Source organism: Nonomuraea deserti, from assembly GCF_004348685.1.
Classification (GTDB): Bacteria; Actinomycetota; Actinomycetes; order Streptosporangiales; family Streptosporangiaceae; genus Nonomuraea; species Nonomuraea deserti.
In genome coordinates this window covers 1-11,526 of the sequence record NZ_SMKO01000267.1, presented here as the reverse complement: position 1 = coordinate 11,526, position 11,526 = coordinate 1, and the positions used below count along the sequence as shown (strand labels likewise).

The window sequence follows — 11,526 nt, the reverse complement described above, 5'->3', positions numbered from 1 at the left end:
CCCCGACCCGGCCCAGGATCCCCCCGCCTCGGCTCTCACCAGCCCGGCACACGACCTCACCGCCGACGGGCCCGTCTTGGAAGAGCCGGCGCACGGGGGCGTCGAGGGCGCTGAGGAGCCCTCGTACCTTCTGGCCAAGCTCTCCACCCTCTGCCGCGCCCTGGGAGACCCGGTCGCCGCCTACGGGCATGCGGCCCGCGGTCACCGGCTACGCGACGGCCGCCGGATCGAGCACCTGCGGAACCTGGGTGCGGCGGCCAGGGACCTCGGACGGACGGACGAGGCGGTCCGGCACCTCGACCAAGCCGTCAGCCTGGCCAGGGCAACGGACTCGGCCCTCCCGGTCCAGCTGGTCCAGGCCCTCGACCTGCTCGGCCGTACGCTCACCGCCCAGGCCCGCTGGCAGGACGCCGCGAACGCCTTCGACGAGGGACTCGCGCTGGCCGGCGCCCCCATGTGGCGCGCCCTGCGAGCCCCGCTCCTCGCCGGACGGGCCGCCCTCCACCTCAAACTGGACGAGCTGGACGAGGCGGCGTCCCGCTACCAGCAGTCCCTCTCCATCAGCGAGGAACTGGGCGTCCGGACCGGGCTCGCGGACGCCTACGCGGACCTGGCCCTGGTCCGCACGCTGCGCGGGGAACGGGACGAGGCCAAGCCGCTCGCCGAACGCTGCCTGTCGCTCGAACGCGCTCATGGCAGGGGCCACGGCGAGGTGCTGGCCCTGATCGCCCTCGCCCACCTGGAGGACCCGGCCCGGGCGTCGACGCGCCTGGAAAACCCGGGCGAGCAGCTGACCCGCCTGCGGGACCCGGCCGAGACGCTGGCCCGGCTGGAGAGCTCGGCCCGGGCGTCGCTCCTCCTGGAGGAGGCGCTGGCCCTGGCCGAGGAGCTCGGCTACCGCCCCGGTACGGCGCTCGCGCTGAGCCGCCTGGGCGCCCACGACGTCACGACCTCCTCGTACGCCCGCGCCCACCGTCGGCTGTCCTCGGCCATCGACCTGCTGACGGAACTCGGGCACGATCTCGAGCTGGCCGTCGCCTGCCACCATCGTTCCCTGGCCGCGGAGGCGCTCGGCGACCTGCCCGCCGCCCTGGCCGACGCGGAACGCGTCTTCGACCTCGGCCACACGCCCGCCCGCGACCGGGCCTTCGACCTCGCCGTACGTCTTCGCCGCGGCCTGACCGCCTGGACCATCCTCGAACGCGCCAAGCTCACCACGCCGGCCGCCGGAGGGGTGCCCGGTGGGGTGCCGGAGGCCGAGCTGCGGGGGCTCGACGCCGTGCGCACGCTCATGACGGCCGCTCGTAACACCCGAGACCCGGAGCAGGCGGCGACGCTCATCCGGCGCGCCCGCGAGGCCAGGGCCGACGTGGAGTCGTCGTGGCGGCGCATGGAGCCTCCGGCCTTCGGCCATGTGGCGCTGCGGCGGGCCGCCCCACCCGACCAGGCCCAGCTGGACGCCCTCGTCGCGCCGGAGCCGGGTCTCGGCTCTCCGGCGGTCACCGGCGCCGCCTCCCGGGGTGCCACGGGGGCCGTGGGGCTGCTCGGGTTCTCCGTGGGGGACGGCGCCGTCACCGTGCTCGCCCATCGCACGGGCTGGGCCGAGCCGCGGGTGTTCCCCACAGCCGCGGGCCGCGATGTCCTGAGCGACTTCCTCGTCACCGCGCGCGAGCGGCCGGGACTGCTGGACGTCGAGGCCCGCCGGCGGCGCGCGGACCTCTGGAGGCGGCTGGCCGATCTGCTTCTGCGGGAGGCGCTCCAAGCCTTCGGCGACGACCTCGACCTGGTGCGCCTCCTCCCGCACGCCGAGCTGCACGGCATCCCGCTCCACGCGCTCGCCCCTGACGGCCGCACGCTGATCGAACGGTTTCCCGTCGCCTACGCCCCGTCCGCCGCCGTGCTGACCCGCCTGGCGCGGCGTCCCCGGGTGGTCGGTGCGAGTTCGCTGGTGCTGGGCTTCCCGCGGGAGGACGGCGCGAGGGCACCCATGGAGGCCGAGGCGGAGGAGGTCGCCGCCCTGCTCGGCACCCGGCCCCGCACCGGCCCGTCCGCCACCGCGGCCCTTCTGCCCGGCACGTGGGACGTGCTGCATCTGGCGTGCCACGGGGTGTTCGGTCAGGGCGGCGACCCGTTCGGCTCCGGCGTCCGGCTCGCCGACGGCCTGCTCACCGCCAGGCGGCTGATGAGCATGAACGTCGACGCCGGCCTCGTCGTCCTCACCACCCACGAGCAGCCCCGCGAGGACGCCCGCGCTCAGGCCCGTGATGAATCCCACGCGCAGCCCCGCGAGGACGCCCGTGCGCAGGTCCGCGAGGGCGCCCATGTGCCGGCCCGCGGGGGCTCCCGCGTGAGCGTCCCCGGCGCCGAGGACGTGGCCGCGCTGGGGCACGCGTTCCTGCACGCGGGGGCCAGGTCGGTGCTGCTGGCGCTCTGGCCGGTTGCGCCCGAGATCACCCTGGCTCTCCTGCGCGACTTCTACGCCAGGCGGCGCGACGGTGAGGGCGAGGCGCGGGCCCTGCGCTCGGCCGTGCTGGGGTTGCGCGAGCTCTACGGCTCCGCCGAGCCCGAGCTCTGGGCGCCGTACGTGCTGGCCGGCCTGCCCGGCTGAGCATCCGTCCACTTCGAGCCGGGCATGAGCGTGACCAGCGCGAGGTGGCCGAAGAACCCGATCGCCAGCCCCACCGCGTAGCCTCCGAACGCCTCCGGCAGGCCCAGCAGCGCCGTCACCGCGCCGCCGCCCACGACGGCCAGCACCGCGGAGAGGTCGGCCAGCCCTGCCACGCCCGGCCGGTGGCGCTGGGTCGCGTGGGCCAGCCATCCGATCACGATCCCGAAGCAGATGGCGCCGAGCACCGCCATGCGAGAACCCCCTCGTCGTCAGGCCGCTCCCGCGGAATGATCTCCGATCACCATCGCACGCGGGGGCCGGGGCGGCTAGAGGTAGGGCCGGGCCGCGCTCACCAGCGCGGCCACGGCGTCGCGGGTGTCGACGGAGAGGGCGGTGTCGGGCGTGCGCTCCCGGACGTCCCGGTCGCGGATCGCGAACACGGCGGGGGCGACGCCCACGTCGCCGTAGCGCCCGGTCACGGCCTCGCCGATCGCCCTGCGCAGGTCGCAGACCACGCCGCGCGCGGTGTGCCCGGGGCCCGAGGCGGCGAGATGGCCCAGCATCCCGGCGAAGCGCAGCTCCGTCTCGGCCGCGGGACGCTGCCCTGGCAGCACGGGCCGGTCGAGCCAGAACACCTTGCCCGACAGGAACGCCGCGTAGCCCGCGCCGTCGCGGCCGAGCACGCGCGCCGTCTCGGCGAGCAACTCCCCGAACCCGGCCAGCTCCGCCCCCGGCGGCAGGTCCGTGGTGACGAACAGGGGCACGATCAGCGAGTCGAGCATGGCAGTTTCCCTCCGTGAGGAGGCTCATCGTAGGACGCCCCACCGACAATCGCGGATCCCGCCACTCCGCCTGCCCGATGGGTCTGCGCGGTAAGGACAGTAAGATCCCGCACGTGGCAGAGGCACTCTTGATCACCGGCACGGTGGGCGTGGGGAAGACGTCGGTGGCGGACGCCGTGGGCGACGTCCTGTCCGGCGCCGGCGTGCCCAACGCGGTCATCGACGTCGACTGGCTCCGCCGGGCCTGGCCCGCACCCCCCGGCGATCCCTTCAACGGAGCCCTGACGCTGCGCAACCTGCGCTCGGTGGCGGCCAATTTCCTGGCCGCGGGCGCGCAGCGGCTCGTGCTCGCCGGCGTCATCGAGAGCCGCGCCGACCGCGCCGGCTACGCGGAGGTGCTGGGCGTCCCGCTCACCGTCTGCCGGCTCCACGCCGCTCTGCCCGAAGTCCGCGAGCGGCTGAGGGCGCGCCACACGAACGATCCCCAGTCACTTGCCTGGCACCTCGACAGGGCCGGGGAATTGGCGTCGATCCTCGACGCGGCCCAGGTGGAGGACTACAACGTGGACGCCTGCGCGGGCTCTCCCGAGCAGGTGGCCGCCCTGGTCGTCAAGGGGTGGGACGTCTAGCGCTCGGTCCACTCGTCCTCGAGGGCCGAGTGCACGATGGAGTCGCGCCAGCCGTGCGGCGTGTGCACGTGGTGGCGGATCCGGCCCTCCTCGACCATGCCCGCCGTCAGCATCGCGAGCTGCGCCGGCAGGTTGGCGGGGGAGCGGGCGCCCCAGACGCGGTGCAGCCCGAGCTGCTTGAAGCCGAACTTCAGCAGCAGGCGTACGAGGTCGGTGCCGATCCCTCGGCCCCACTGGCCGGGATGGAGCCCGAAGCCGATCTCCGCGCTGTGCGGGTGGTCGGCCTCGATCCGCAGGCGGGCCACCCCGATCACGTCGTGGTGCTCGGCGTCGATCACGGCCAGCACGTAGAGGTGGCGCGGCTCGGCGCAGGCGGCCTCCACGGCCTGCTGGACCAGCGCGGTCACCTCGTGCAGGTCACGTGGGGTGAAGGGCGTGTGCTGCGTCGCGGCGGGGTCGCCGTAGACGGCGTGCAGGGCGGCGACGTCGGCCTCCGTGACGTCACGGAGGCCTAACCGCTCACCTTTGCACAGGACACGCCGCATGCGCAGACGGTAACGCGAGTTCAGTGATCTCTACAAGTTGGTGTCAAGTGGCGAGTTGACTGCCGTAAGCTCGCGCGACAAGTTCAGCGACGGCGCTGTGGGAGCCGAGCGGCTCCGCGTGCCCGGCGTTGATCGCCGCGGCCGCCTGCTCGACGATGCCCTGCGGGGCCTCGTGCCCGATGATGCAGGGCGCGATCGCGAGGCGCTCCGCGCCGGCCTTGCGCAGCTGCTGGGCCGCGAGGACGACGCCGGGCTCGCTGTCCATCGAGGCGGCGAGGACCGGCAGCGTGAGCCTGGAGGCCAGGAGCACCGCGGTGGCCTGCACGGCCTGCACGGCCCGCTGGCCGCCCACCGTGCCGAGGATGACGGCGTCGGTGGGACTGTTGACGTTCAGCAGGCGTACGCGGTCGACCCTGGCCAGGCCGCGCTCGGCGAGGCGGATGTGCAGCGCCTCGGCCAGCAGCGGGTGCGGCCCGAGCGCCTCGGTCACGGCGGCCCCCGAGCCGCTGGCCGCGACGGCCTTGCCGATCTCCGCCATCACGACGGGGTCTTCCCAGGTGAGCAGCGGCACGACGACGGCGTCGCGGCCGGGGGGAAGCGAGTCGGCGAGGTCGGTGACGCTCTTCAGCCGCACCTCGATCTGCGGGTGGTCGACGCGTACGACCGCCGCGATCTCCTCGGCCACTCCGGCGGTGTCGCCGGGGGTGGCGAGCACGAGCAGAGGGGCGTCCGGCGGCAAGGACGTGGGCACGGGACGGCGATGGCGACCGCCTCCCGGCCGGGGGGAACGTTCACGTACAGGCAGGCTCACAGGCGCGCAGTTTATGCCTATTCAAGGCCGCCTGTTCCGTGAATCGATGGCGATTCCGTCACAACCTGCCATGCCCGGCCACGAGATGGACCGCTCCGCTCGCTATGAGTGATCGAGATGGGTTTGTGATGGCCCAAAAGATTGACTTGCCGGTACGAAACAGAAACCCTTGAGTAACTAGAAACGCGTTCTAGAGCGACAGTCCCAGGCCGTCCCCCGGAGGATGGGAATGAAGCCGTTCTATGTCCGCGAACTGAGCGTTTATCCCGTCGGCCGCCGCAGGATCTTCCTGCTCGCGATAGCCGTGCTGGCCAGCCTCGTGGTCAATTTCGAGACCACGATCGCCACCATCCTGCCCCTGCTCATGGACGACCTGGGCATGTCGCTCACCGTCTACGGCCAGATCGCCGCGCTGTCCGTGCTGGTGGGCGGGCTCTCGGCCGGGTTCGGCGGCATCCTGTCCGACCGCTGGGGCCGGGTCAAGATCCTCGTGCCGACCCTGACCGTCACGGCCGCCTGCAACTTCCTGCTCGCCACCGTCGACACCGTGGCCGGGCTGTTCTGGATCCGGTGCCTCATGCTGTTCATCGAGGGCGCCGGCATCACGATCACCGCGTCGCTGGTGCGGGACTTCTCGCCGCGGATGGGGCGGGCGCAGGCGTTCGCGTTCTGGACGTGGGGGCCGGTCGGGGCCTCGTTCCTGGCCGCGCTCATCGCGGGCTTCACGCTGCCGCTGTTCGGCAACGCGTGGCAGTCACAGGCGATCATCATGGGCGTCGTGTCGCTGGCGATGTGCGCGATCATCGCCTGGAAGATCGCCGAGCCGTCCGCAGCGCTGCGGGCGCAGGTGATGGAGGACGAGCAGGCCGTACGGGTGGGGGAGATCATCGCCCACGGCAAGGTCAGGGAGCTGTTCAGGCACCCGCACCTGTGGGCGCACGTGCTCGGCAACACCGGCTGGCAGGTGCTCTACTGGACGTTCGCCATCTTCGGGCAGACGATCCTGTCGGGCGCGTTCGGCATGGACCCGGCCGTGGCCAACCGGGTCGTGGCGCTGAGCATCGTGCTCAACGCCCTGGCCGTGGTCGTCGTCGGCCGCGCGTCCGACCGGCTGCGGCTGCGCAAGCCGTTCATCGCCGTGGGGACGGTGCTGACGACCGGTGCGATGGCGTACTTCATCGCCCTGATCGGTCCCGGGGTGCCCACCGCGCACGTGACCGTCGTGTACGCGCTGATCCTCCTGTTCATGGGCATCGCGTACGTGCCGTGGATGGCCAACTTCTCCGAGAACGCCGAGGACGTCGAGTCGCGGCTGCAGGGCTCGGCGCTGGGCATCTGGGGCATGGTCGTCCGCGTCATGATCGTGGTCCTGCTGGTCGTCTCCCCGATCGTCGTCGAGGCCGGCGGCTGGCAGACGTGGCTGACCGTGGCGCTCGCCGGCCAGGTCGTGTTCCTGATCTCCATGGCGGCCTTCAAGGGCCGCTGGCGGCCGGAGCGGGCGGCCGCACCCAGGATCCCGGCCTAGCGTGCGGGCACGACGACCGACTGCGGGTTGCCCGGGGCGTACACGGTGATGCCCTGCGGCAGCGACTTGAGCTTCTCGATCTCGGCGCAGGACGGGCACTTGTCGTAGCCGTCCTGCCTGGCCTTGTTCGCCTCCGCCTCCGCCTCGGCCTGGGCGACCTTCGCCCGGGCCTCGGAGACGGCCGCGGCGGCGGCCAGCGAGCGGTCCACGGCCTTCTGCACCTCTCCGGGCAGCGTCACCTTGACCAGCGTGAAGCGCAGCCCGGTCAGGAAGTCGCCGCCCAGCGTGGCGGGCAGGTCGCGGGTCAGCGAGGCGTTGACCGCCTCCTGCACTTTGACGATGGTGGCGTTGCTGTCCCGCGGCTCGAGATCGGAGCTCTCCAGCAGCGAGCAGGAAGGCACCAGCTCGGCGCAGCGCATCGCGCCGATCTGCCCGCGCAGCGCGTTGTCGATCACCGGCCGGACGGCCTGGCCGAAGAAGGCCGCCCAGCCCTGGTCGCCGTCCCACGGGTGGAGCGAGCTGTCGTCCTGGGCGCGGAACGTGCGCGTTCCGTACTTGTCGTCGAACGTCTTCAGCGTCTCGTGGTCGAGATTGAGCGTGAAGTAGAGGGTGCCCTCGATGCCGAGGTTCACGCCGTCGCTGCTCGGGACCGTCACCACGTCCACCCCGAGCGCGGTCGCCCGCTTGGCGTCCGCGGTGATCGTGTAGAAGCGCTGCTGCGCCGGATAGCGGTGCACGGACGACCACATGCCGGTCCAGGTCACCCCGGAGCCGGGGTTGATCACCTCGCGCACCTTGTTGTCGTCGAGCGGGCCGCCGTCGCGCACCACGGCCACCTCGCCGCCGCTCGTGCTCTCCATGCCGCCCACACCCCCGATGAGCAGGGGGATGGCGATGATCGCGGCGACGACGGCCAGGGCGATTCTCATCCGGATCCTTCCGCGCGGGCGGCGTTGGCAGCCGCCGCCCGCGGCTTTCGCGGCATTCCTGTGGATCTCAGGCGAACGGACCCACCTGGCCCGGCAGCGAGGGCTTGGCGGGGACGTCAGGGCCGGCGGCGAGGTCGAGGTCGCGCGTCTCAGGGGCGATGGCCAGGCCCACGGTCGTGACCGCCAGGGCGGCGACCACGTAGATCGACACCGCCAGCGTGGTCTGGAACGTGTGGAAGAGCTGGAGAGCGATGACCGGGGCCAGCGAGCCGCCGACGATGCCGGCCACCTGGTAGCCCATGGACGCGCCGCTGTACCGCAGGCGCGTGCTGAAGAGCTCGGCGATGAACGCGGCCTGCGGGCCGTACATGGCGGCGTGGGTGACCAGCGCCACGATGGCGGCCAGCGCGATCAGCGGGAAGGATCGGGTGTCGAGCAGCGGGAAGAACGCGAACACCCACACCGCGGCGGCGACCACGCCCGCCAGGTAGACGGGGCGCCGGCCGTACCGGTCGGACAGCGCGCCGGCCACGGGGATCAGGGCGAGCTGCAGCGCCGAGGCGATCAGCACCGCGTTCAGCGCGTACGAGCGCGGCAGGTCCAGCTCCCCGGTGATGTAGACGATGATGTACGCCGTGAAGGTGTAGAAGGCCACGTCGACCCCGATCCGCGCGGTGAAGGCCGACAGCAGGGCGCGCGGGTGCGTGCGCAGCACCTCGAGCAGCGGCATCTTCGCCTTGGCGCCGTGCTGCTCGACCTCGGCGAACAACGGCGACTCCGAGATCCTGAGCCGCACCCACAGCCCCACGAAGACCAGCGCGCCGGACAGCAGGAACGGCACCCGCCAGCCCCACGACAGGAACGCCGCGTCGGACATCGTGAAGGACATGACCGTGAGCAGGCCCGTCGCCAGCACGTAGCCCGCGGGCACGCCGACCTGCGGCCAGCTGGCGTTGAAGCCGCGCCGGCGGCCGTCGCCGTGCTCGAGCGACATGATGACCGCGCCGCCCCACTCGCCGCCGAGCCCCAGGCCCTGCACGAACCGGAGCAGCGCCAGCAGGACCGGCGCGATCACGCCGACGCTCGCGTAACCGGGCAGCACGCCGATGAGGAACGTCGAGACGCCCATCACCAGCAGCGTGACCACCAGGACGGTCTTGCGGCCCGCGCGGTCGCCGAAGTGGCCGAACACGATGCCGCCCAGCGGGCGCGCCACGAACGCCACGGCGTTGGTCGTCAGCGAGGCCAGGGTGGCGTTGAACGGGTCGAGGTCGGGGAAGAACAGCTGGGGGAAGACGAGGGTCGCCGCGGTGGTGTAGAGGAAGAAGTCGTACCACTCCAGCGACGTGCCGATCAGGCTGGCGAGGATCACCCGCCGGGTCTGTTGCGTGGAGCCTGACATCGAATGCTCCTAGAATTGAGGGGGATAGTTTCAACGTAAGGATCGTTGAACAATTCGACAAGAGGTTTGCTCCATGATTCCCTGTCGAATGTGGATAACGTGGTTGCTGATCTCTCCCAGGACCGGCCCCGCCTGGGACGCAGCAGCACGGCGGAACGGGTGGCCGACATCCTGCGCGACCGCATCAGCGAAGGCTTCTTCCCTCCAGGCCAGCGGCTGTCGGAGGAGTCCATCTCCGAGGCGCTCGGCGTGTCGCGCAACACGCTGCGCGAGGCGTTCCGGCTGCTCGGCCACGAGCGGCTGCTCGACCACCGGCTCAACCGCGGCGTGTTCGTCCGGCTGCCGTCCGCCGCCGACGTCTCCGACCTCTACCGCGTGCGCCGCGTGCTCGAAGGCGCCGCGGTGCGGCGCACCCCCGACGAGACGGAGCTCGCGACGATCGGCGAGGCGGTCCGTGACGCCGAGCGGGCCGCCGCGAAGGACGACTGGCAGGGCGTCGGCACCGCCAACATCCGCTTCCACCAGGCCCTCGTCTCGCTCATCGGCAGTCCGAGGATCGACGAGGCCATGCGCCAGCTGCTGGCCGAGCTGCGCCTCGTCTTCCACGTGATGGAGAACCCGCGGGCCTTCCACGAGCCGTTCGTCGACCGCAACCGCACGCTGCTCGAGCTCATCGGGTCGGGCGGGTCCGACGCGGCCGCCGCCTACCTCGACGACTACCTCGACCACGCCGAGCGGCTGCTCATCCACGCCTTCGAACCGAGCCGCTAGCGTGGACGCATGGACCGGATCTTCACCCTCGACGAGGCCCGCGCACTGCTCCCCGCCGTGATCGAGGACGCCCGCGTCGTGATCTCCGCCCGCGCCGACCTGGCCGAGATCGACTTCGACCGGCGCACGAAAGGGCACTCCGAGCTCGGCGGCCTGCCCGAGCTGAAAGGGCTGCAGGCCCGCGTCGAGGAGATCCTGAGCGGATGGAGCGAGCAGGGGATCGAGGTCAAGGGCATCGCACCCGTGCTCGTCGACTTCCCCTCGGAGCTGGAAGGAATGTCCGTACGGCTCTGCTGGATCGAGGGCGAACGCGAGCTCGCCTGGTACCACCGCACCGATCTGGGCTTCGCCGGCCGCCGCCCGCTCTGATCAGCGGTCCACGCGGCGGACCTCGCGGTGGGAAGGGCCTGGCGCGGCCGGGCGTGACGTGCGCGCGGGCCATGCCGGCCACGGCGGGCATACGCTGCTGGGGTGGAGGTTCACTCGACCAAGGCGATGGCCGCGCGAGCCGTCGACCTGTGCGTGGCGCTGCTGCACGAGCAGCCGTCGATCGAGTCGGTGTCGCGGGTCCTGCGCGACCACGGGGAGATCGGAGACCTCGATCTCAGCGCCAACGACCTGACGGCGATGCGGGAGGCGGCGGCGCGGCTGCGCGAGGTGCTGGGCGCGCAGAGCGCCGGCGAGGCGGCGGCCCTGCTCAACCGGCTGCTCGCCGGCGGAGCCCAGACGCCCAGGCTCACCAGCCACGGGGGTTCGACGACCTGGCACCTGCACGTCGACAGCGGTGACGACGCGCCGTGGGGGGAGTGGTTCCTGGCGTCCTCGGCGATGGCGCTCGCGGTGTTGCTCGCCGACCACCAGAGGGTCCCCGGCGGGCTGTGCGCCGCACGGAGCTGCGGGCGGCCGTTCCTCGACCTCGGGGGCGGCAGCCCGCGACGCTACTGCAGCGCCCGCTGCGCCACCCGCGAACGCGTCGCCGCCCACCGCTCCCGCTCCTCACCACACGTCCCCAACTGACCCTCTTCCCCGTCGTCGGCTCCTCCCCGGGAGCGCGCTCGCACCGGTCGCTCGCGTTGCTCCCGGGAGCGTGCTCGCCCGGTCGTTCGCTTCGCCCGGGGAGCGCCCTCGCCCCAGCATTCGGCCTTGCCTGCGGCGCCGTCCTCTGCTCGGGGCATCTCGTCCATCCCGGGCGGGCGCGCCGGGCCGTCGTCCCTGTCACCGCCTCGGGATGAGCACCACCACAGCCACCGCCTGCAGCGCCGCCCCGGCCAGCAGGGCCGCACCGGGCGAGTACGCCGCCAGCGGGCCCGCCGTCGCGGAACCGACCGCGTACGAGGTGATCTTCAGGCTGGCGGCCGTGGTGAACACCTGGCTCCGCAGGTGCGCGGGCGCCTCGCGGTGGCGTACGGAGAACAGCGCGGTGAGCTGCGGACCCTCACCCGCACCCGCCACGGCGGCGGCGATCACGGCGATCCAGAACGACTCCGACACGGCCGCCAGCGCCATCCCCGCCCCGAGCACCGC

At 72.5% G+C, this 11,526-nt stretch carries 12 protein-coding genes and 1 pseudogene; 6 read left to right on the top strand and 7 right to left on the bottom strand.

Annotation, left to right across the window (positions count from 1 at the left end; translation table 11 throughout):
- Positions 1 to 2,608, top strand: a 2,608-nt coding sequence (locus E1292_RS46665) for a CHAT domain-containing protein (RefSeq protein WP_132606229.1), incomplete at its 5' end; no start/stop codon positions are given.
- On the opposite strand, the gene E1292_RS46660 is transcribed toward E1292_RS46665, so the two are convergent.
- Together E1292_RS46660 and E1292_RS46655 are read right to left on the bottom strand one after the other, a co-directional pair.
- Complete coding sequence (locus tag E1292_RS46660) at positions 2,548 to 2,859, bottom strand: hypothetical protein (RefSeq protein ID WP_132606228.1); 312 nt, start codon at positions 2,857 to 2,859, stop codon at positions 2,548 to 2,550. The two genes, E1292_RS46665 and E1292_RS46660, sit on opposite strands and share 61 nt — an antisense overlap.
- 75 nt (positions 2,860 to 2,934) lie before the next feature.
- On the bottom strand, positions 2,935 to 3,390 hold the full coding sequence (locus tag E1292_RS46655) for a hypothetical protein (RefSeq protein ID WP_132606227.1): 456 nt from the start codon (positions 3,388 to 3,390) through the stop codon (positions 2,935 to 2,937).
- A gap of 113 nt (positions 3,391 to 3,503) precedes the next feature.
- Here E1292_RS46655 and E1292_RS46650 point away from each other — a divergent pair, with 113 nt between their 5' ends.
- Positions 3,504 to 4,019 (top strand): P-loop nucleotide/nucleoside kinase family protein, encoded by a 516-nt coding sequence (locus tag E1292_RS46650; RefSeq protein WP_220447409.1) that lies wholly within the window; start codon positions 3,504 to 3,506, stop codon positions 4,017 to 4,019.
- Here E1292_RS46650 and E1292_RS46645 read toward each other — a convergent pair.
- On the bottom strand, positions 4,016 to 4,564 hold the full coding sequence (locus E1292_RS46645) for a GNAT family N-acetyltransferase (protein ID WP_132606226.1): 549 nt from the start codon (positions 4,562 to 4,564) through the stop codon (positions 4,016 to 4,018). The genes E1292_RS46650 and E1292_RS46645 overlap by 4 nt on opposite strands.
- Positions 4,565 to 4,607: 43 nt before the next feature.
- Complete coding sequence (locus tag E1292_RS46640; protein WP_246090871.1) at positions 4,608 to 5,315, bottom strand: sirohydrochlorin chelatase; 708 nt, start codon at positions 5,313 to 5,315, stop codon at positions 4,608 to 4,610.
- A gap of 289 nt (positions 5,316 to 5,604) precedes the next feature.
- Between E1292_RS46640 and E1292_RS46635 the strand changes: the two genes are divergently transcribed.
- Positions 5,605 to 6,900: an MFS transporter gene (locus E1292_RS46635; protein ID WP_165975114.1), complete on the top strand. Its 1,296-nt coding sequence runs from the start codon at positions 5,605 to 5,607 to the stop codon at positions 6,898 to 6,900.
- On the opposite strand, the gene E1292_RS46630 is transcribed toward E1292_RS46635, so the two are convergent.
- Together E1292_RS46630 and E1292_RS46625 are read right to left on the bottom strand one after the other, a co-directional pair.
- Positions 6,897 to 7,829: an SPFH domain-containing protein gene (locus tag E1292_RS46630; protein ID WP_132606224.1), complete on the bottom strand. Its 933-nt coding sequence runs from the start codon at positions 7,827 to 7,829 to the stop codon at positions 6,897 to 6,899. The two genes, E1292_RS46635 and E1292_RS46630, sit on opposite strands and share 4 nt — an antisense overlap.
- Positions 7,830 to 7,896: 67 nt before the next feature.
- Positions 7,897 to 9,231: an MFS transporter gene (locus E1292_RS46625; protein WP_165975113.1), complete on the bottom strand. Its 1,335-nt coding sequence runs from the start codon at positions 9,229 to 9,231 to the stop codon at positions 7,897 to 7,899.
- Positions 9,232 to 9,330: 99 nt separating this feature from the next.
- On the opposite strand from E1292_RS46625, the gene E1292_RS46620 reads away from it, so the two are divergent.
- The 3 genes from E1292_RS46620 to E1292_RS46610 all read left to right on the top strand — a co-directional run bounded on the left by E1292_RS46620 (position 9,331) and on the right by E1292_RS46610 (position 11,019).
- The gene (locus E1292_RS46620; RefSeq protein WP_246090869.1) at positions 9,331 to 10,002 is read left to right on the top strand and encodes a GntR family transcriptional regulator; all 672 of its coding nucleotides are present in this window, start codon (positions 9,331 to 9,333) and stop codon (positions 10,000 to 10,002) included.
- Between the two features lie 9 nt (positions 10,003 to 10,011).
- Complete coding sequence (locus E1292_RS46615; RefSeq protein ID WP_132606222.1) at positions 10,012 to 10,371, top strand: DUF2203 domain-containing protein; 360 nt, start codon at positions 10,012 to 10,014, stop codon at positions 10,369 to 10,371.
- 102 nt (positions 10,372 to 10,473) lie between these two features.
- Complete coding sequence (locus E1292_RS46610; RefSeq protein WP_246090867.1) at positions 10,474 to 11,019, top strand: CGNR zinc finger domain-containing protein; 546 nt, start codon at positions 10,474 to 10,476, stop codon at positions 11,017 to 11,019.
- Between the two features lie 198 nt (positions 11,020 to 11,217).
- Here the strand turns inward: E1292_RS46610 and E1292_RS46605 are convergent.
- Positions 11,218 to 11,526 (bottom strand): annotated as a pseudogene (locus E1292_RS46605) (MFS transporter); the annotation flags it as partial.